This is a genomic window from Rhizobium sp. RCC_161_2 (assembly GCF_041355235.1).
GTDB lineage: Bacteria > Pseudomonadota > Alphaproteobacteria > Rhizobiales > Rhizobiaceae > Rhizobium.
The window spans coordinates 30,611-51,037 of record NZ_JBFUPL010000016.1; the positions used below are offsets into that span (position 1 = coordinate 30,611).

Below are 20,427 nucleotides of genomic sequence, written 5' to 3' on the forward strand. Positions count from 1 at the left end.
GATGAATGCAGCAAGGTCAACCAAAGTCCGTTGCATCGATGGCAAGCTGGGTCCGTTTGGTAGCGGCACCTGCACCCATTGCGCGGGCGCAATCCAATGACGTCTGGAAATAGCGCATCGCCTTGTCGGGCCGCCTGTTTCCGGCTGCAATCATTCCCGCAACGCGCCAAAGATCCGGATGCCACCAACGCTCTTCTCGTATGCCAGTTTCTGCCAGCACGGCGCGCAGACTATCCTCAGCAAGGTGCAGTTCGCCTGCGGCAAGATATGCCTCCGCCAACAGGCTCCGGTAGAAGGGCACGCGAGCACGCCAGTTTCCCCGAAGCAATCCGCTGATACTGTCTTGCATCAGGGTAAAACCTGCCTGCTCACCTCGAGAGGACTGGATAGCACCCGCGAAAAACTTGGCTGTCCCCTCGTAAATGCCGACGCTTTCTCGCCGGCTGACGTCGGCCAGTTGGTGCTGAAGCCGCGAAGCAGTTTCGAGATCACCCTCCACGAAAGCGATCGGAAGGGCCGCAAGCGAGATCGCATTGCCCAAGGAGATCATGTGATCGAGATCGGCTGCACGATCGATCGCCTGACCGGCCAGCCGGGAGGCGCGATCAGAATCACCCTGCAGCCAAGACAGAAATGCCTGAGAGAAACGAATACCGGCAGGCAAATCGACCTGGAACCTGGACAAGCCATGCCCCTCCTCCAGGTGACCCCAATCATCCATCAGCGCCTCCAAGTGGGCCGATGCCGAATTGAACTCGCCTGCATAGATCTTGATATGCGCTAAAAGTCGCTTGCCGTCGGGCGCCGTCGTCCAGTCCAGAGCCTTTGCTGCCGCAAACTCGTTCATGCTGCGCAATGCCGTGCGGGGCCGGCCGGAATAGGCCAGAAAAACGGCCTGTCCGCACACCGATCGTATTTGAAATTCCGCGTCGCGCGACCCGTTCGCATGAAAGATGCTTTCGCGCCAAGCATCATCGGTTTGCGGGTGCATGTGGCGCGCCAGTGTCATGGCCCAGGCCCGCGCCGTGGAGAGCTTGGCTCGGCCCAGTGGCGCGAGCCCCATGAGGGCAGCGCTGTTTGACCCGGCAAGGTCGATGGCCTCCAGCATTTCCCTAAACGCCGATAGTTCTTGCCACAGCGGCAAGGCAGCGACCACCAGTTCGACCCCCAAAGCCGCATCGCCTGCGGGATCAAACGCCCAGCCGATGGCCGCGCGAACGTCGTCGATCTGCCTCCGATATCTGCCGAGCCATTCGCGAGACGTCTGCGACGACCATTCCCGTTCGGCGATCTGCAACTTGTCCTTTGTTCGAACGGCAAAATGCCGTCTTGCCTTCTCTCTGTAGAGGGAACCTGAAAGACGCCGCGCGGCATAGGCACCCGTGCTTTCGGCAAGTCTGTAATGCACAGTCCCGCCGTCGTATTCCGCTGATACCAGCGACTTTGCCACGAGCTGCGCCAGCGCGTCTCGCCCGGTCACCGGCTCCAGGGCGCCCGCGAAATACATCGCCTCCACGTCGTCGGCGTTGAAACGGCCGGAAAATACCGAAAGCAGACCGAGCAAGACCGCCTCACGGTCAGGAAGAAGTAGATAGCTCCAGTCGAGCGTCGCTTCTAAGGATTGGTGGCGCAAGGGTGCATCCCTTGCTCCCCGGTTCATCGTATCAAAGCCATCCCTGAAGAGGTCATCGAGCGCCGAGGGTGCAAGAACACTGGCCGTACCGGCGGCCAGTTCGATGGCGAGTGCCAAGCCGTCCAGCCGTGAGCAGATCGAAACAACACTGCGGACATATTCATCAGTAGGCTTTGTATCGCCTGAACCGTACACCTTTGAAATGAACAGCTGGATTGCCGGAAACTGTAGCGCGTCGCTGATGGACAGTGTCGTCGCCGGGTGCGGATAAGCCAATCCTGAGAGAAAATGAATCTGCTCGTGCCGCGTCCGTAACGGCTCGCGGCTGGTCGCAATGATCCGCGCCGAAGGAACGTCCGCTGATATCCGCTCAACGATCGTCGCGGCCATCGCGATAACGTGCTCGCAATTGTCGATGATGAGAAGCAGCGGGATGCTGCGAAGGACGTCGATCACGCCTGCGATGGGATCGTCAAACCCCAGCGACACGCCGAGGGCGGACGCGATCGCTGGCACCACAAATCGCGGGTCGCTCAGCGTCGAGAGATCCGCAAAGGCGATGGCTTCGTTTGCCCCGCAGGATTGCTCAGCAACCGTGACCGCAAGAGAGGTTTTTCCCGCGCCGCCTGGCCCGACGATGGTGACGTAACCCGCTTGATCGAGCATTTCCGAGATCTGCCGGGTCGCGTCGTCGCGGCCGAGGAGCGGCCGAACCTGGGGTGCCGCGATATGATGGCTTGTGCTGGCAACCACTTGCCGGGCTGGCGCCGGGCGATCGCTTTCCAAGGCGGCGACGAACTTGTAACCTCGCCCAGCAATGGTTACGATGTACTCCATGGAAGGATCAAGTTCGGCCAGCGAGCGTCGAAGGTTGCCGACATTGACCTTCAGGTTATGGTCGTGGACGATATAATCTGGCCATACATGCGCAAACAGATCGGCTTTGCTGACAACCTCGCCCGCTCGCGCCACGAGCAGGGTCAGAATGTCGAAACCTCGCCCACCGAGGCCGACGGGTTGCCCCTTGTACAGGAGGGATTGAGCTTCTGGCAGAAAACGGAAATCTCCGAACTGGAAAGTGGTCCGTTTCGACAATGTCTGGAACCCGAGATCGTGTGACACCTTGCTCTCACAATTCATAAAACATCGACGCTACACCGCCCTGACCAGTTTTCAAGGCGCATGGCGACATAGTCGCACTGCACACTGCCTGAAATGATCGATACCACGTCTCTTCGGAGCCTTTGAGGTATTGGAAGATCGACTGGCTCACTGAAAATCCCCAAACGCCAAAGTCTGCCCAAATCCTCGTCGCCGGCATTCCCCGTTCGGACAGATGTGCAGGAATTCGCCGATGCTATTGTTCTATTTTTAGCCCAACAATTCCTTTATCTGCCGCCAGCGACGTTTTTTTCCCTGGAGTGTTTTCTTGAAATCTTGCTCATCTAATCAGCCCTGCCCTACGCAAGAGGACGCCATAGAGGCCAAGGCTTTCATTGATCTGCACGAGGCCGCCCGCAGCCGATTGACGGATGAAGAACGGTTCGAATGCATTTCCATGAATGGCGGATGCGCGATCTCACTTCCGAGCGCGCCTGCGATCGGCCTCAACCGCATCCTCGGTCTCACTGACAATGAAGATCTCGACAAAGCCTACAACTGGATGGGAGATCGGCAGGGAAACCGATTTTTGCAGGTCAACACTGACGCAGCATCCGATGAGGTGAGACATTGGACCCAGTCAAAGGGATTGGTTGCTTATGGTCCCGGGTGGGCGAAGCTTCGGCGATCCACGGACGCGGTCTCTCTTCCATCGCCAGGCGCCGTTAAGACCCGAATAGTTCGGCCCGATGAGGCCGAAATATTCGGCGCCCTGATGTGTGCCGGGTTTGGTTTTCCGAAAAGCCTTGCCGGTCTATGGGCCGCAATCGTTGGACGAGACAGATGGTCTTGTTTCTACGCGTTGGACACCGACTGCTTTAGACAAGGCGGAAAATAGCCTCCACCATTATTAGAATTATTTTCTATGATTACATAGGAATTTTGGCATCAATCAGAATGGTCATCCAGATGCTCGCGCCATATAGTCTATTAAATTAGTAGATTATAAACGCTGTCCCGCCGAATGCACTCGGTAATCCAGTCGGCAGGGCAGATTTGGCGGGTGATCGCAATGGCAAAACAAGTGATCGAATATGCCGGAGTGCCGGTGGGAATCGTCGTTTAGGACCGGGACCTGCTGAAGTTCATCGCCGTCAAGTTTCATGTGCATGATCTCGATGGCCAGCACTTTGCCTCCGCGTCCGACGTGCAGCGGGCAATCCACAAGCTGATGTCGGCCTCTGTCAACCGCGTCGATCGCGCCGCCTGATCGGAGGGATGTCATGGGCAGGCTGCGCCACTTTTTCCGTCTCTCCACCCAGCGCGACGATCTTGAAACGAGGCTGCTTGCTCAGGAGTATCGTTTCCTACTCCTGGACGATCATTTCGACGACGGCATCGACAGGAAACTGCAATCGAGATGCGACGAACTCTCCGCCGAAATCTCGTCACGCCGCTACCGGCATCACCATTGACAGACGATCTTCAATCTCATCATCGGCACCAAAGCACTATGCCCTCAACCAGGAATATAACGAATGTTAGATAGATTTTTCGCCGAAAGAGCCTTTGTGTTGCGAACCACATTGGGAGCAGCAATTCTCACTGCTGTCATCCCGTTTGCCTTCCAGAATGTGGCCCTCGCGGACCAGAAGGTACTTCTGTCCTATGAGGCCACGCCTTCCGCAGGGTTTCATCTGCCGCGGCTCGCCCAGGCCGGCTATGACGACCGCGCGGCCTTCTCGGCCGAAGTGCTGAAAGACATCGTACCGAAGATCATAGCGGCCAATGGTGTCGACCCCGCGACCCTGGAGACGGAGGTAACGCCCGGCGGGTATCTCCTGAAAACCAACGCGTCGCTTCAGACCGAGGGAACGCTTGATGATGCCGTGGCTGACCGCCTTGCGGGCTCTCTTGGTTATACCTTTCGCCAGTATAGCGTCCTCGTCTCTCGCCTGGCCGACACAGCCGGCAGCACCGGTTTCGTTGTCGTGCAGTTCCCCAAGGACAGCCTCAACGCCACCGTCGCGCAGAAATTCTTCGAGACGGCCGAGGCAACCAGAAAAGGTTTGGGCGGTGGCTACACGGCTTTCGGGGACGAGCAAATCTTCCTCAACGTCACGAATTCCGAAGGAAAGCCCTATACCGGTCTCGACGACACGACCTTCCTTGACGGCTTAAAGCAAGCTGCCGCATCGTTTGGCGCACCAGCACCGGAAGTATCGGCGTCCGGCAAGGCTACGGCACGTTTTGTCGGGAATGATTGGGACAAGTCCAAAGAAGGCGAGGATTATGTCAGCCGGCTCGGCGGGTCGGATTCCGAACTTGTGAAAAAGCTGGACGAGATCGGCAAGGAGTACGCATCCCTCGTCGCCAAGACAGCCGAAAGCAAAGGCTGGAACAAGGGTGAATGAGGGCTCGCACCCGGCACGAAAGCACGAGCCGGGTTCAGCGAGAACATGCGATCCCATAATATAGTATATTCGAAGGCCCACCCATGTCCGTTACGGCTCAACCACTTGCTCTCGATCACGCTGTCATTGGCGTTCTCGACCAGCTCGATTCCGCGGCGGCGGTTTACCGCAAGCTTGGCTTCAAACTAACCCCTCGGGGCTATCACACGCTCGGCTCCATCAACCATCTTGCCGTCTTCGGCGAGAACTATCTGGAGCTTCTGGGCTTTCCGCCGGGGGACGACAAGAAACGGAGCGACCTCTGGTCGTATCCGACCGGCCTCAATGGCCTTGCCTTTCGCACCACAGACGCTGCCACCTTGCGAGACGAAATGGCCGCCGCCGGCAAAGCGGTGACCGACTGGAAAGACTTCTCCCGTCCCGTTGAGGTGAATGGTGTACAGAAGCCGGCCAGTTTCCGGACCTTCCAACTCGGCCCGGACGCGATTTCCAATGGCCGCTTTTTCTTTTGCCAGCACGATACGCCGGAGCTGGTGTGGCGCCGGGCCGATCAGGACCATCCGAACAGCATTTTGGATATCAGCGACGTCTTCATCGTCAGCCATAAGCCCCAAACGATTACCGAACTCTTCGACGGGTTCCCGGTGGCGGCGCCCCGGATCGACAAGGATGGTGTCGTCATTCAAGCCGGCGGTGTCACGATCCACATTCTTTCCAAGGACAAGGCAGTCGCCCGTTTCGGATCAGCCATTCCGCAGAGCTTTGAGGGCAACGAGCGAAAGATCGCTCTCGGACTGAAAGTACGCTCACTCAAGGCCGCGGCGGATGCCCTCGCGCTCGGCGGTTTTACGCCTCTTGCCTTCGAAGGAGGCTTGCTCGTCGATGCTGATTCCGCCAAGGGCGTCGCGCTTTGGTTCAAGGAATAGCAACACTATGGAACTGTCTCGACAGGAGCGTACTTAATGCTCCCGTCGAGACGATTTGAAAGTGCTGCCTACTTCAACGTAATCACGCCGGCTGCGATATCAGGCGTTGCCGGGATGATGCCGCTCTTCACATACCATACAGCTATATTGCCGATCTGCTTGACGTCGGCATCGGTGACGGCGGTCGTCTGCACGGCGTTATTCTCGCCGATCTTTGCACCAAGTTCTGCCGGAATATTCATTTCTTTCGCCCAGATCGCGCCCGCCTCTGCCTTGTTTGCCAGCGACCAGGCGTTCTCGCTCTTCACGACGTCGAATATGGCTTGCAACTGATCCAGCTTCTTGGATGCAAACTCGCGGCTTGCGACGAGCACGACGGCATTGTCGGACCCGATCGCCGCGCCGTCGGCAAGGACTTTGCCGTCATAGGTTTTCTCGGCAATCGTCAGGAAGGGATCCCAGGTCGCCCAGGCATCGACGTGGCCTTGAACGAAGCTCGGTCCACTGTCGCTGGGGCTGAGATAAACGCGCGTGACGGTCGATGGATCGACGCCGTTCTTTTCGAGGCCGCGCATCAGCAGATATTCGCCGGTCCCGCCCCGGTTCACGGCGACCTTCTTGCCGGCAAGGTCCTTCAGCGACGAGATGCCGGCGCCATTCTTCACCACCACACCTTCGGAGCCGGCCGCCATCTTCTGGTAGGCGAAGACGACAAGCGGAATCTTGGCGGCAAGTGCAGCGATAGACGATGTCGAACTCCCCGCGGTGATATCGATGCTTCCGGCATTCAATGCTTCAAATGCCGGAGCGGCGGCCGGAAAGGGACCGGCCCATTCGACCTTGATACCTTTTTCGGCGAGCGCCTTTTCCAGCGTGCCGCGCGACTTGGCGAGAGTCAGATCGTTCGGGCCGCGCAGCCAGCCGATCCTGACGACCTGATCAGCGGCCTGTGCCATCGGCGCAACTAGAGACAGGAAAGCAGCGGCAGCAAATACCTTAAAAAGAGAGCGTTTTTTCATGGATATGTCTTCCTTTCCGCCCGAGCGGCCTGAAGGTTTTCAAGATTATTTTGTTCGACGCCGAGCTGCGACAGCAGGTCGGATTCGATCTGGGTGGCCCGCGGGTCGCTTCGCTGTCGGGGATGTGGGATATCGACGTTGATTTCCAGACTGAAGCGTCCCTGATCGATGACGAGAATCCGATCGGCCAGCGCCACGGCTTCCCAGACGTCATGCGTGACCAGGAACACGGCCGGCCTGTGCTTGCGCCATAGCTCGTCGACAAGTGCATGCATCCTGATCCTGGTCAGCGCGTCGAGCGCTGCGAAAGGTTCGTCGAGCAGCAGCAATTGCGGTGTCCTGACCAGTGCGCGTGCAAGGGCTGCCCGTTGCGCCTCGCCACCCGACAAAGTCAATGGCCAGGCGTCGCGACGATGCAACAGTCCAACATCGGCAAGCGCCTGTTCGGCCGCCTCTCGAGCGTTCGGGGAATTCACGCCGAGAACGACATTGTCGATGACGCGCTTCCACGGCATCAGCCTCGGCTCCTGGAAGACGACAGCGCGCCGGGTGGGGATATCGGCTTTTGCCGCAGGTGCCTGATCGAGCCCGGCTAGGACGCGCAGAAGCGTGGATTTGCCGGAGCCGCTACGCCCAAGCAGCGCAACGAACTCGCCTGGTTTTATCTGAAGATCGATGCCATCGAGCACCGCCGGGCCATCGAACGATCGGCTCAGGCCCTGGATATCGACAAGCGCGCTCATGCGATCACCGCCGGTCGCCAGCGTAGCGCATAGGCCTCGATGATCCGCACCAGGCCATCTGTCAGCAGCCCCATCGCAGCATAGACCAGAAGGCAGACGACAATCACATCGGTTTGCAGGAAGTCGCGCGCATAGGTCATAATGTAACCGATCCCGCTCGACCCGTTGATCTGCTCGCCGACCACGAGGCTGAGCCAGGCAACGCTGAGACCGTAGCGGATACCGACTAGCAACGATGGCAGCGCGCCGGGGATCACGATATGGCGCACGATCCCGAGCGTGCCGAGGCCAAGTGTCTTTCCAGCCTCGATCAGCTTGCGGTCAATACCGCGAATGCCGCCGTGCAGGGTGAGATAAATTGGGAACACACAACCAAAGGCTACCATACCGACCTTCGGCACCTCACCAATTCCAAACCACAGGATGAACAGCGGCAGAAGCCCGAGAAACGGCATCGCCTTCAGCATCTGGATTGACGGATCGATGATCGTTTCCCCGAAACGGGAAAGTCCGGAGATGAGGGCAAGCAATACACCGACCACGAGAGCGATGGAGAAGCCAGCGACCACGCGCAGAAACGACACGCCAAGGCCGATGATCAGTTCACCCGATGCTATCAGTTTCGTCCCGGCGGCAACGATTTGAATGGGCGATGCCAGCACGCGTGGGGATAACAGTCCGGAGACGCTCAAAAGCTGCCAGAGAACCAGGATGGCCAAGGGCGACACGAGACGGCTGAGAGAGCCGAAGCGAGGCTTGGGCCTTTGGCTCCGAAGCTCCGACGCGGCGGGCCGGTCCAGCGCCTGTCCGATAGAGCGGGTATCAACCATTCGCCTTCTTTCCCGAGAGATCGCGGTCGAACAGCGTCGACCAGGTAAACTGCTTCTTCTCCGGGATCAATCTTTCGACAGGCAACCTCGGCAGCACCATCTCGCCGAAACGATAGGCTTCCTCGAGAAGCGGCATGCCGGACAGAATGAAAGTATCGACGCCGACGGCCTGGTAGGCCTCGAGCGTGCGGATGACGGTGTCGGGCGATCCGACGATCGCAGTTCCAGGACCCGGTCGGACGAGGCCGATACCGGCCCAGAGGTTCGGCGATATCTCCAGATCGCGGAGATTATCCGGCTTGATGCCCCCATGCATGCGGCTCATGCGCTGTTGACCGACAGAATCGGTGTTCGACACGAAACGCTGATTGGCGGCGATGGCGGCAGCATCCATCTGTTCGTAGAGATCGGCGGCGGCCTCCCAGGCCTTCGCGTCGGTCGACCGCACGATGACATAGAGCCGGATACCGTAATTCAACTCACGCCCATGCGCGGCGGCCCGAGCCTTCACCTGCAGGACCTTTTCGCCCATCTGCTCGGGTGTTTCGCCCCAGGAAAGGTAGGTGTCGACATGTTTGGCCGCCACCTCGATGGCGCTGTCGGACGAACCGCCGAACCAGAGCGGCGGCGCCGGAATGGAGGTGCCCGCCGGAAGCGCGAGCTTGGCGCCTTGCGTCTGGAAGTATTTGCCATGATGGGTCACGCTTTCGCCGGCCATCAGACGGTGCCAGATGGTCAGATATTCATCCGCCATGTCATAACGTTCGTCGTGCGGCAGCGTCATGCCGTAAGCGCCCAGCATCTTGGCGTCGCCGGATACAACGTTCAGAAGCAGCCGCCCGTTGGAAAACTCCTGGAACGTTGCGGCCATCTTGGCCAGCAAGGTCGGGGCCACCAGGCCGGGGTGGAATGCCAGAAGAAATTTCATCCGCTCCGTGTATGGCAGCAGCGCACCCGCCAGTGGCCAGACATCGTGGGCGCCCGTTGCAAACAATGCTCCGGTGAAACCAAGGTGATCGTAGGCTTGCGCCAATTGCTTGTAGTAGCCGTAGTCGATCGTGCGTGACCCCTCGGGCTTCCACGGATAAGCGCCGTCCGGCGCGCACATGTACCAAAGGACGTTCATGGCTATGGATTCCCTGCGATAGTATTGGTTGCGATCTCAAGCCTGGTCGCTAGATCCTTGTGGCGGAACAAGGTATCAGCTTCCGCCTGCTGCTCGCGAAGGATCAGATCGCCGGCCGGAACAACACGCCAATCCCGTTCATTGACGACGCGCGTCCATGCCCGCCGCTCTGTCTCGGTTCCGTTCTCGGATAGAAGCGCTGCCGCCTTTTCCTGATCGGATGTGATTTCGTTGCCGATCCGCGCCAATTCGCTTGCAAAGCCATCGATGACATCGGCACACAGCCCACGCTCGCGGATCGTCCAGAAGGTCGACCGGTTCGGGATGGTCGCGCCACAATGAGCAAGCACCCGAAACTCGCCTGATGACAGTGACTGCTCAAGATGTGGAGCCATCGCCACCCAGGCGTCGATCGCACTGGATCTCAATGCATCGCGAGATGGTACCGGCAATAGGTCGTGGCGATGCACGTCCTGCAATCCGAAACCGGCTTCCTCCAGGCTCCTGGCAAGGAAATAGGTCAGGAACGAGCCATCGACGAGCGCGACCGCAAGACCTTTCAAATCCGCCAAGTTTTCAATTGCGGATTGGCGATTGACCAAAATCGCCCCATTGGCGGGCCGTGGCGACGAACCGGCAACATAGGTCACCGACAGGCCGGAGGCGGCCGCCAGGATCGGCGGTGTCGATCCGGTGCCACCGATATCGAAAATTCCGGCGGCAAGCTTGGCGGCAGTCTCCCGCCCCTCCTGGTAGGGCACGAATTCTGGATCGAAATCCGCAAAGGCGCCGGGCCAGCGGGACGCGAGACTGAGATGCAGATTATTCGGGTGAAACCCGATCCTCAAGGCCATGAATATTTCCGCGATCGTTGAAATTCTCAATATATAAAATTATATAATGGAGGACCGATTGCAATCGAAGAATGTTTCGATCAAACTTTTTCGGGTCGAGAGAAAACTATTTCACGGCAAGCACTGGATGATGAAGAACGTCACGATGAATGTCATGAATGCCGAAAGGCATGAAGCCAGCGACCGGCAAAAGGTCAAATGCCGCGCCATCGGCGCCGCTTCGGATTTTTTGAAGGCGATGGCGAACCCGGTCCGCCTTTCGATACTTTGCGCCCTCGTAGAAGGGGCTCGTTCGGTAACCGAGCTCGAAGCCATGCTCGATGTGCATCAGCCGACCTTATCCCAGCAATTGGGCGAATTGCGGGAAGCGGGCATCATCGTGGGCAAGCGCTCCGCGCGCGCCGTCGTCTATCGCCTCGCCGATCCCAGAGCCGGACAACTCGTAGGCCACCTCAGGCTATTGTTTGCCGATCCCGATGCGTCTGCGATTTGGCGGGGAACACCGGTTGAAGCCGTGTTCAATCTCCAAATGTGACGGTGTAGAGTTTTACGTCACTTTCACCCTGATGTTCATTTTGCGGTGAGCCATCAAAGCCGTCAAAAACCCTACGGCACTTTGCTTTTTCAAATCGGCCCTGGTTCGCTGTAAACGGAAAATGGGCCAAACAACCCTAAACCTGACAGCAAAACGACACGGTATTTCCCGGTGGGCGTGTCGATCAAAATCCGGTTTGCGGCGGGTCCAGAGGTTTTGGCCGTCAGCGCGGCAGATAAGATTCCAGAGCATGGCAAGATTGTCGGGTTCCGCCACAAACTGACCCATGGTGCGCGAGCTCAAGGAACGCCTCGACTGCCCGCTCTTCGAGCGCCACCATCGCAGCGTCGTCCTCACGGCGGTTGGCGAAATGCTACAGGCCGTTTTGATGCGGACATTCGATGAGATCGACATGGCGTTGGACGAAGTTCACGCCCACTGTGATCCAGCGGGCGATGTCACTTTGTTTCATCGATACCCGGACAATGGGATTTGTCTGCGAACTCAGGCAGTTGCGCCGATCACAACTTTCCACTGCGCCATTGCGCGGATGCGATGAATGTAGGTGGCGAGGGCTGAGCGTTTCGGAAGTGGTGCGACGGGACGAAAGCCCTGCATCATCCGTTCTCGTTTTCGAAGTTGTAGGTGAGAATTTTCCGCGCGATTATTCAGGCCCTTATGCGATCGGTGTTCGACAGTGGGCATCACCTCCTGTTTTGCCGCTCCGTATGAGCGCAGTTTGTCGCTGATGATGCGTCGGCATCAGACCCTGCCTCTTCAGCAGTCTGACGCGCAATCGCTTGGCAGCGTTGGTATCACGGCGGGCTTGGGCGATCTTGTTGAGAACGTAACCGTCTTGGTCAACGGCGCGCCAAAGCCAATGTTTTCGGCCACCGATGGAAATCAGGACCTCGCCCCAGTGCCAGATGTCCTGTCGTACCGGCTTCTTTGCGCGCAACTGCTTCAAGAAAGCATTTGCAGCCCCATCGCCGAATCGTTTCGTAAGACACGACAATGCCCCGCTCCAACAACATTTCCTCGACCAGCAGTAGGCTTAAAGGGAACCGGAAATACAGCCAGACAGCACGGGCGATGATCTCAGCTTGAAAGCGGTGGTGCTTGTCGTTGATAGTCGGTGAATTCATCTCAGCTGAATTATCCCTCAACCGTTAAGTAGCAGACAACGTGACATCGCAGGCTTATCACCCGTTCGCCTGGCGCGCGACCGTCTCCGCCGCATGACTGGCCCACGGTTTCGGCAGTTCGAGATTGGCGCGGAAGTCACCATCAAGATAGTCAGTGTCCAGGAGCGAGCGTTTGCGCAGTTCGGGAAGGAGCCCGTTCACCAGCAGATCCTCCTGATCCGGATTGCCGAGCCCGTGCAGCGAAATGACGTCGAGAACGCCGGCCCGGAAACGCTCCTCCAGGGCATCGGCAAGCTGTTCTGGGGTCCCGGTGACCGACCAGTGGCCCGTTTCCTGCGCCTGGATGATCAGTTCGCGAAGACTGAGCCCCTGTTGCGCATAGCGACGGAAAATCTCAACCCGGCCGCGCCGGCGGTTGACGCTGTCGATCTCCGGCAGCAGGTTTTGGGGCAACGACTGATCGAGCGGCAGGTCCGACAGGTCGATCTCCCCCCCCAGCATGTCGGCCAGCTTCAGGCGACCTTTCTGATAGTCGATCTTTTCGTGCTTCTCCCGAAGCCGGCGCGCGACGTCAGCGTCGCTGTCGCCGATGACGGAGTGGAACGAGTTCATCACCAACGGCAGACCGCCGCCGCGACCAAAGCCCCGCGCCTGTCGTCTTAGTTCCGCGACGAAAGCGGTGGCGGCCTCAAGCGTCGGCTGCGAGGTGTAGACCACCTCGGCATAGCGGGCGCCCAGCGTCACGCCTTCGGCGGACTGGCCCGCTTGAAACAGTACGGGCCGGCCTTGCGGCGGAGGCGGAACGTTCAGCGGACCCTGCACCTGAAAATGCTCGCCGCGATAGTCGATGCGATGCAGCTTGCCAGGGTCGACGTTAATGGAACCGCTGACGCCGCGCCGCGTTGCGTCGGGATCGTTGGCATCGAAAAGCGCATTGACGACTTCGATGAATTCGGTGGCGCGCGCGTAGCGCTTTGCCGGATCCGGCAAAGTATCGCCTCCGAAGTTCTCCTCGCCGACGGAAGATGTCACCGCGTTCCATGCCGCCCGGCCGCCGCTTGCGTGATCCAGCGTTCCGATCAGGCGGGCGAGATTATAGGGGTGATGATAGGTGGTCGACACCGTTGCGATCAGGCCGATATGCGATGTCACCTGACTGAGCGCGGCCAGCGCAACAATGGGCTCCTGCGTTCCCGTCGTGCCCGAAAGACCATCCGGGTCGGCATGGAGGAGATCGGCCGTGAACAGACCAGTTATCTTTTCCGCTTCGGCCTTGCGCGCAAGCTCGACAGACCGGCGCGCGCCGATCACCGGGGTCTCGTCATTGGAGGCAAAGGCGAAATTGCCGGCGCCAACCAGCGTCTTCAGGCGGCGGGGACGGGCGATAGTCATGTGGGCACTCCTGGATTCTCAATAACAGTGCGGGTCTCGCCGGCGCCTAGCTGGCTCGCGCGAGCTCTTCTTTCGAGGTCACGGCGTAACGATTGACCGGGAATGGCAAGCCGAGATGGTCGCGCAGGGTTTCCCCTTCGTAATCATGACGGAACAAGCCGCGAGCCTGCAGGATCGGGATCACCCGGTCGACGAAATCGTCGAAGGCGGTCGGCGTTCCTCCCCTGACGATAAAGCCATCGGTAGCGCCCGCCTCGAACCATTGCTGCAATCCGTCGGCGACGGTCTCAGCGGTACCAATGAAGCTCGGAAGCGGCGTTGCTGCAAGTAGTGCAACCTGCCGCAAGGTGAGACCGCGTTCGCGCGCATTGCTCTTGATCGTGTCGGTCGTGCTGCGGAAACTGTTCTGACCGAGATCGCCGATATCCGGGAACGGCGCGTCCAGCGGATATTGCGAGAAATCGTGATGCTCGAAATAGCGCCCGAGATAATCGAGGGCACTTTCAATCGTCACCAGTTCAGCCGTTTCCCAATATTTGCGCTCGGCATCCTCGGCACTGTCGCCGACGATGATGCTGATGCCCTGGAAAAGCAGCAGATCGTCCTCGCCGCGGCCGTTTTCGACGAGCTGCCGCTTGACGTCCAGATAGAACTCGCGCGCCAGCTCGATCGTCTCCTGCCGCGTATAGATCGCGTCGGCCTCACCGGCAGCTAGCTTCTTGCCGTCCTCCGAAGCGCCGGCCTGGAACAGGATCGGACGGCCCTGCCGCGATCGACCTACGTTCAAAGGGCCTTCGACCGAGAAATATTCGCCCTTGTGATGAAGGGTATGGAGCTTGTCGGGATCGAAAAAGACGCCGGTTTCCTTGTCGCGCACGAAGGCATCGTCCTCCCACGAATCCCACAGACCCTTGGTCACCTGCAGGAATTCCGTCGCTATATGATAGCGCTTGCCGTGCTCGGGATGTTCCGCCCGGGAGAAATTCTTGGCCGAGCCTTCAAGCGGCGACGTCACCACATTCCACCCGGCGCGGCCGGCGCTCAGATGATCCAGGCTGGAGAATTGACGCGCGACCGTAAAGGGATCGCTGTAGGAGGTCGAAAGCGTGCCGACGAGGCCGATATGCGAGGTGGTCGAGGCGAGGCTTGACAAGAGAGTAATCGGCTCGAAACGATTGAGGAAATGCGGAATGGACTTGTGATTGATGTAAAGCCCGTCGGCGATGAACAGGAAATCGACCTTGCCTTCTTCGGCCTTTTTGGCGAGCGCCTTGCAATAATCGAAATTGATGCTGGCGTCGGCAATCGCATCCTTGTGGCGCCAGGCGGACATATTGCCGGACGCCCCCTGGATGATAGCGCCGAGCCTGATCTGCCGCTTGTTCGTCTTGTCACTCATCGTCACGTTCCTTAATCGTCGTCAATGTCGCAAGCTGCACGCCGCACTGTTGCGGCCGGGCAGTTCACGCCAGGGTGGGAATGGCCTCCAAGAGGGCCTGGGTGTAGCTATGCCGCGGCGCGGAAAAGACCGTGCCAACATCGCCTGTCTCGACAATCCGCCCTTCCTTCATCACGACCACACGGTCGGTGAGATGATGGACGACACCGAGATCGTGCGAGATGAACAGCAACGAGGTGCCGGAGGCGGCCTGAAGCTCGGCGAGCAGATCGAGGATCTGCGCCTGGATGGAAACATCAAGCGCGCTGACCGGCTCATCGGCGACTAGCAATTTCGGGCGCGGAGCGAAGGCGCGGGCAATCGCTACCCTCTGCCTTTGCCCGCCGGAAAGCTCGCGCGGGTAGCGACTAAGAAAGCTGGTTCCCAGCCGTACCGCGTCGAGAATCTCGATGACCCTCTCCTTGCGCGCGACACCGAAAACGCCGACGGAATCCAGGCTTTCGCCGACGATCTTCTCGACCGTATATCGCGGATCAAAAGAACTTAGGGCGTCCTGCGCGATCAGTTGAATACCAGCGCGCTGAGCCCGGCGCTGTGCCTCGGTCAGTCCGCTCCAGGGGCGCCCGTCGATCAGCACCCTTCCGGCATCGGCGGCAACGAGGCCGAGGATGATCCGCGCGACGGTCGTCTTTCCCGAGCCGGATTCGCCGACGATGCCGAGGGCTTCGCCAGCCGCTAGTCGGAAGGAAACATCGTTGACGACGTGGGATGCCGAAGCACCGCTGCCATAGCGTTTCGACAGGTGTTCGGCGACCAGCATGCTTCGCCGGGCATCAATCTGTTTCACCGGCAGAGGGATTCTCAGCCGCTCGGCACTCTTTGCCTGTGCTGGCACTTTTGGCTGCCCCTCTGCTTGCGGCTTGCTGGTATCGTCGCTCACTGGCGCCAGCCGGTAGCCACGAGAGTGCGCCGAAGGGATCGCATCGAGCAACTGGCGCGTATAGGGGTGGCGCGGGGCAGAGAGGATCTCCTGAGTGCGTCCTTCCTCCACGACCTCGCCATTGCGCATGACCAGCACCCGATCCGCCAACCGCGAGACTACGGCCAGGTCATGGCTGATCAGCAGCAGTGTGTTGCCGACACGCCGGCGCTCCGCCAGGAGGTCGAGGATCTGCTTCTGTACCGTCGCGTCGAGTGCCGTCGTTGGTTCGTCGGCAATGACGAGGGCCGGCTGCCGGGCAATCGCGGTCGCGATCAAGGCGCGCTGGCGCAGCCCGCCGGACAGCTGATGCGGATATTGCGGCAGGCGCCGCTCCGGGTCCGCAATGCCGACGGAGCGCAACAGCGCCAGGCTGTCGTCCCGCAGTTCGCGACGCCGCAGCAGGCTGCGGCTTCCAATCGCATCCGATAATTGCTGCGAGATACGGCGCAGCGGATCGAGCGACACCAGTGCATCCTGCAGCACGAAGCCGACCTTGTGACCTCTCAGCCGCCGCCAGTCTCGTTCGCGAAACTCAAGCACGCTCTTGCCATCTACATCGAAGACATCGGCGCTCACCGTCGCCCCGGGACCGCTCAATCCGACCAGCGAGCGGGCGGTCACGGACTTACCGGAACCGGATTCACCCACCAGGGCCACAGATTCCCCTCGACGGATGGTCAGGTCGAGACCTCGGACGACGACATTCGCATCCCCTGCCCCTGGGAAAGCGATACTCAGGTTGCGGACGTGAACGAGCGGGGTCATGCGCGCCTCCTGCCTTCGAAGGCCGCCTGCCATTGACGTCCGAGGACGCTGACGGAGATCACCGTGAGGGTGATGACGACGCCCGGCCAGACACCGATCCACCAAGCGACGCGCAGATAGTTGCGTCCTTCCGCCAGCATCGCACCCCATTCAGGCGTTGGCGGTTGCGGCCCCATGCCGAGGAAGCTCAGTCCGGCGGCGCTGATGATCGCGGTGCCGAGGCCAATCGTTGCGAGGATAGGCACCTGGGCGATCGCATGCGGCAGGACATGCCGCAGGACGAGCACAGCCGGGGCAAGGCCGAATGTCCGCGCCTGCTCGACATAGCCGGATTCAGCAATGACGAAGGTTTGGGCGCGTACCACTCTGGCAAAGCGTGGGATAGAGGCGACGCCGAGGGCTAAGATGAGGTTGTAGGTACCGGGTCCGGTAAAGGAAATCAGGACCAGCGCCAGCAGCAGATCGGGAAAGGCGGAGACGACGTCGAGAAAGCGGGTGATTGCCTCGTCGATGAGCCCCCGCGCCAGCCCGGCAGCCAGCCCAAGGATCGATCCGACGGTCGCCGCGATGACCACGGCGCTAACGCCGATCAGGATGGAATAGCGTGCACCGTGGACGACGCGGGAGAAGACGTCGCGGCCAAGCTGATCCGTGCCGAACCAGTGGGCGCCGTCCGGCGGCAATTGCGCCTGCAGCGGATCGGCGGCAATCGGATTATAGGAGCTCAGGAGATGCGGCCAGGTCGCTCCGAGAGCGACCAGAAGGAGGAAGGCTGCCGCGATCAGAAGGCCGGGTCGGGCAACAGCGGCCACAAGGATGCGCCGGAGATTGAGACCCGCAGCGGGCGAAACTGTTATCGAGAGGCTCATGTCGGATACCTCACGCACGCGACCGCAGACGCGGATCGAGAAACAGATAGAGCACATCGACCAGCGTGCTGAGAACGACGTAGATAAAGGCGGACAGGATCGCGACCGCCAGCACCACCGGCAGGTCCTTGCCGAGCACGGCGTCGACAGTGACTTTGCCGAGACCGGGGCGTCCAAAAACCTGCTCGGTGATGACGGCGCCGGACAGGAGGCCGCTGACGAGCCAGCCCGTCAGCGTCACCGCCGGCAGGGCGGCATGGCGTAACCCATGACGCAGCCGCAGAGTCACGCTGCTCGCTCCCCAACTGCGCACCGTGAGCGCAAAGGGCTCCTCGAGCGCCCGCTCCAGCCCTTCGCGCAACACCTGGCCGATCACCGCACCGAGCGACAGGCCCAAAGCAAGAGCCGGGAGCACGAGTGCCGAGAACGTCCGGTCGCCGGCGACCGGAAAGAGCTTGAGCGTAAAGGAAAAGACGAAGAGCAGAACAATGCCGAGCCAGAAGGACGGCGTCGAGATCAGCACGAGTTCCAAGCCGCCGGCGATACGCCGGGACCAGCGCCGACCGGCGGTGGCGACCGCACTCACCACCGCAAAGACGACGGCAACAACGAGAGCGGCAGCCGTCAATTTCAATGTCGGCAACAGCTGCGAAAGGACCAGGGCTGAGACGTTGGTCTGGAGAATATAGGAGCGGCCGAAATCACCATGCAGGATACGCCAGAGATAGGACAGATATTGCGAGTAGAGCGGCTGATCGAGCCCCCATTCGGCACGGATCGCCGCCTCCACCGCCGGTGTGCGAAGCTGCTCGCCGATCAGGAGATCGACGATATCGCCGGGCGCGATATGCAGGCTGACGAAACTGAGCGTCACGGCCGCCCACAGCACGACGATGCCGGAGCCGACGCGCCCGAGAACCTGCGACAGCAACGTGCCGCGCGCCGGGAAAAGCCGCCGAGATACCGGGGAAGCCGGCGCCTGGCGAAGTGCTGTCGCATTCTCAACGTCCATATCACTTGCTCCTTGGCCTTCCGCTAGGATGCGGAAGGCGGCGCGGGTTCAGATCGTCACTCGCTGCGCCAAACGTCGTAGGCACTCTCGGGCAATTGCTTGAATGGGCGGAAGCTGATGCCCTTCACATAGGAAGCGGCGGCGACCTGATCTTCCGGTTCGTAAAGCGGAAGCGCATAGGCATGATCGACGATCGCGAAGCGCTGCAGCTTGGCGTAGAGAGCGAAGCGCTCCTTATCGTCGAGCGTCGAGGCGGCGGCTTTCAGCCAGCTGAGCAGTTCCGGCGCCGACGCGCGGCTGTAGTTGATCGAACCGCCCTTATCGAGCGGCAGATAGTGATATTCGATATCGATCGCGTTCGTCGGCGTGTTGGAATTGGCGATCGAACCGAAGATGCCGGTCTTGCGCCTGTCGGTGTAAGTGCCGGCATCGACATAGTTGATCAGCAGGTCGATCCCCGCATTCTGCCGTGCCTGGGCCTGAAGGGCCTGCAGCAGCACATCGCGCTGATCACGCACTGTCGCCTGCGCCTGGACCACTTCGATCGTCAGGCGCTTGCCGTCCTTGGTGCGGAAGCCGTCGGCGTCGCGGGCCGTCCATCCGGCTTCATCGAGTAGGCTATTGGCAAGCTTCGGATCGCTGCCATAAGCACCTTCGATGGTCTTGTCATAGAACTGCGTATCGATCGGCGAGGTAATGCCCCAAGCCCGGGTGCGCTCGCCGCGGTAGACGGATTTGAGCACGGCATCGACATCGATCGCCGCCGCAAGCGCCTTGCGCACCTTGATATCCTGCGTCGGGCCATAGGTGACGTTCAGGAACAGTGAATAGGGCGTGCCGGTATTCAAGGCCGTCTGATAACTGAAGTCCGGATTGTCCTTGAACAACCCGGCATCATTGCCGGAGATACCCTCGATGACGTCGACCTGCCCGGAGGTCAACGCGCCTGTCCGCACGGAGGATTCCGGCAGGAAGCGATAGGTGACCTCATCGAGATAGGCCGGCCCCTGATGGAACGCGATCTTCGGCGGCCAGTTATAGGCCTTGTTCTTGACGAAGTGGATGTCCTGGCCCTTGACATAGTGCTCCAGGATGAACGGACCTGTGCCGGCAATCTCCGTCCCGCCGGACTTCAATTGCGAAGACGTGAAGGCCTTGGGCGATAGGATTTCGAGGCTGGCGGCAAAATCAAGGAACGGCGCATAGACATCACCCAGCGTCAGCACGACAGTGTGAGCGTTTACGGCCTTGGCATCGACCACCCTGGAAACCGGTCCGGCGCTGACGCTGCCGGAATAGGCAGCATCCTTAAGCCTGGTGAAATTGGTAACGACGGCGGCGGCGTCGAGCTTCTCGCCATCGCTGAAGGTGACACCGTCGCGCAGTGTGAACGTATAGGTTTTGCCGTCATCGGAGATCTTGTAACCGGTAGCAAGCCAGGAGACGTATCCGCCGTCCGCCGTGCGGGCAAGCAAGGACTCGTAGACGTTTCGCAGCAGGAGCTTGGTCTTGTCCTGCCCGTTGAGCTGCGGATTGAGCGTTGCCGGATCCGTCTCCACGCCCCAGACGAGCTTGCCGCCGCTGACAGGGTTGCCGTCCTGCGCATACGCGGTGATGGGCAGCAGAACTGATGCAAGCGTGGCCGCCGTGGCGTTCAGAAAAGATCGTCGGGAAAACATATT

The 20,427-nt window shown here is 60.0% G+C and carries 17 protein-coding genes and 2 pseudogenes; 6 read left to right on the forward strand and 13 right to left on the reverse strand.

The window, feature by feature from the left end; genetic code table 11:
* Window positions 1–16: 16 nt before the first annotated feature.
* Window positions 17–2,755 carry a winged helix-turn-helix domain-containing protein gene (locus tag AB6803_RS28815; RefSeq protein ID WP_371112113.1) on the reverse strand — a complete coding sequence of 913 codons (2,739 nt, stop codon included), beginning with the start codon at window positions 2,753–2,755 and terminating at the stop codon, window positions 17–19.
* A gap of 1,051 nt (window positions 2,756–3,806) precedes the next feature.
* Here AB6803_RS28815 and AB6803_RS28820 point away from each other — a divergent pair.
* From AB6803_RS28820 to AB6803_RS28835, 4 genes and pseudogenes are all read left to right on the forward strand, one after another.
* Window positions 3,807–4,004 (forward strand): annotated as a pseudogene (locus tag AB6803_RS28820) (hypothetical protein).
* A 13-nt stretch (window positions 4,005–4,017) separates the two neighbouring features.
* Window positions 4,018–4,209 (forward strand): hypothetical protein, encoded by a 192-nt coding sequence (locus AB6803_RS28825; protein WP_371112114.1) that lies wholly within the window; start codon window positions 4,018–4,020, stop codon window positions 4,207–4,209.
* Between the two features lie 63 nt (window positions 4,210–4,272).
* Window positions 4,273–5,148, forward strand: a complete 876-nt coding sequence (locus AB6803_RS28830) for a hypothetical protein (RefSeq protein WP_371112115.1) — start codon at window positions 4,273–4,275, stop codon at window positions 5,146–5,148.
* Window positions 5,149–5,231: 83 nt separating this feature from the next.
* Window positions 5,232–6,074 carry a VOC family protein gene (locus tag AB6803_RS28835; RefSeq protein ID WP_371112116.1) on the forward strand — a complete coding sequence of 281 codons (843 nt, stop codon included), beginning with the start codon at window positions 5,232–5,234 and terminating at the stop codon, window positions 6,072–6,074.
* 68 nt (window positions 6,075–6,142) lie between these two features.
* Here the strand turns inward: AB6803_RS28835 and AB6803_RS28840 are convergent, their stop codons facing one another.
* Genes AB6803_RS28840 through AB6803_RS28860 form a run of 5 tightly spaced genes read right to left on the reverse strand, consistent with a single transcriptional unit; the run spans window position 6,143 to window position 10,646 of the window.
* Entirely contained in the window at window positions 6,143–7,093 is a 951-nt protein-coding gene (locus AB6803_RS28840; protein ID WP_371112117.1) for an aliphatic sulfonate ABC transporter substrate-binding protein, read from the reverse strand.
* Window positions 7,090–7,836: an ABC transporter ATP-binding protein gene (locus tag AB6803_RS28845; protein WP_371112118.1), complete on the reverse strand. Its 747-nt coding sequence runs from the start codon at window positions 7,834–7,836 to the stop codon at window positions 7,090–7,092. Before AB6803_RS28845 ends, AB6803_RS28840 begins: the two co-directional genes overlap by 4 nt.
* Window positions 7,833–8,666 (reverse strand): ABC transporter permease, encoded by an 834-nt coding sequence (locus AB6803_RS28850; RefSeq protein WP_371112119.1) that lies wholly within the window; start codon window positions 8,664–8,666, stop codon window positions 7,833–7,835. Before AB6803_RS28850 ends, AB6803_RS28845 begins: the two co-directional genes overlap by 4 nt.
* On the reverse strand, window positions 8,659–9,792 hold the full coding sequence (locus AB6803_RS28855; RefSeq protein ID WP_371112120.1) for an LLM class flavin-dependent oxidoreductase: 1,134 nt from the start codon (window positions 9,790–9,792) through the stop codon (window positions 8,659–8,661). The genes AB6803_RS28850 and AB6803_RS28855 overlap by 8 nt, the downstream gene beginning before the upstream one ends.
* Before the next feature lie 2 nt (window positions 9,793–9,794).
* Complete coding sequence (locus tag AB6803_RS28860; protein ID WP_371112121.1) at window positions 9,795–10,646, reverse strand: ABC transporter substrate-binding protein; 852 nt, start codon at window positions 10,644–10,646, stop codon at window positions 9,795–9,797.
* 58 nt (window positions 10,647–10,704) lie between these two features.
* On the opposite strand from AB6803_RS28860, the gene AB6803_RS28865 reads away from it, so the two are divergent.
* Window positions 10,705–11,181, forward strand: a complete 477-nt coding sequence (locus tag AB6803_RS28865; RefSeq protein WP_371112122.1) for a metalloregulator ArsR/SmtB family transcription factor — start codon at window positions 10,705–10,707, stop codon at window positions 11,179–11,181.
* A 286-nt stretch (window positions 11,182–11,467) separates the two neighbouring features.
* Window positions 11,468–11,740 carry a hypothetical protein gene (locus tag AB6803_RS28870; RefSeq protein ID WP_371112143.1) on the forward strand — a complete coding sequence of 91 codons (273 nt, stop codon included), beginning with the start codon at window positions 11,468–11,470 and terminating at the stop codon, window positions 11,738–11,740.
* Here the strand turns inward: AB6803_RS28870 and AB6803_RS28875 are convergent.
* The 7 genes and pseudogenes from AB6803_RS28875 to AB6803_RS28905 form a co-directional block, all read right to left on the reverse strand.
* Window positions 11,686–12,373: pseudogene (locus AB6803_RS28875) on the reverse strand (IS6 family transposase). The gene AB6803_RS28870 and the pseudogene AB6803_RS28875 overlap by 55 nt on opposite strands.
* Before the next feature lie 10 nt (window positions 12,374–12,383).
* Window positions 12,384–13,718: an NtaA/DmoA family FMN-dependent monooxygenase gene (locus AB6803_RS28880; RefSeq protein ID WP_371112123.1), complete on the reverse strand. Its 1,335-nt coding sequence runs from the start codon at window positions 13,716–13,718 to the stop codon at window positions 12,384–12,386.
* 46 nt (window positions 13,719–13,764) lie between these two features.
* Complete coding sequence (locus AB6803_RS28885) at window positions 13,765–15,117, reverse strand: LLM class flavin-dependent oxidoreductase (protein WP_371112124.1); 1,353 nt, start codon at window positions 15,115–15,117, stop codon at window positions 13,765–13,767.
* 64 nt (window positions 15,118–15,181) lie between these two features.
* Window positions 15,182–16,864 carry a dipeptide ABC transporter ATP-binding protein gene (locus AB6803_RS28890; RefSeq protein ID WP_371112125.1) on the reverse strand — a complete coding sequence of 561 codons (1,683 nt, stop codon included), beginning with the start codon at window positions 16,862–16,864 and terminating at the stop codon, window positions 15,182–15,184.
* A complete protein-coding gene (locus tag AB6803_RS28895; RefSeq protein ID WP_371112126.1) occupies window positions 16,861–17,733 on the reverse strand; it encodes an ABC transporter permease in 873 nt (290 codons plus the stop codon). Before AB6803_RS28895 ends, AB6803_RS28890 begins: the two co-directional genes overlap by 4 nt.
* Before the next feature lie 10 nt (window positions 17,734–17,743).
* On the reverse strand, window positions 17,744–18,745 hold the full coding sequence (locus AB6803_RS28900) for an ABC transporter permease (protein WP_371112127.1): 1,002 nt from the start codon (window positions 18,743–18,745) through the stop codon (window positions 17,744–17,746).
* 56 nt (window positions 18,746–18,801) lie between these two features.
* The gene (locus tag AB6803_RS28905; protein WP_371112142.1) at window positions 18,802–20,424 is read right to left on the reverse strand and encodes an ABC transporter substrate-binding protein; all 1,623 of its coding nucleotides are present in this window, start codon (window positions 20,422–20,424) and stop codon (window positions 18,802–18,804) included.
* Between the last annotated feature and the right edge of the window lie 3 nt (window positions 20,425–20,427).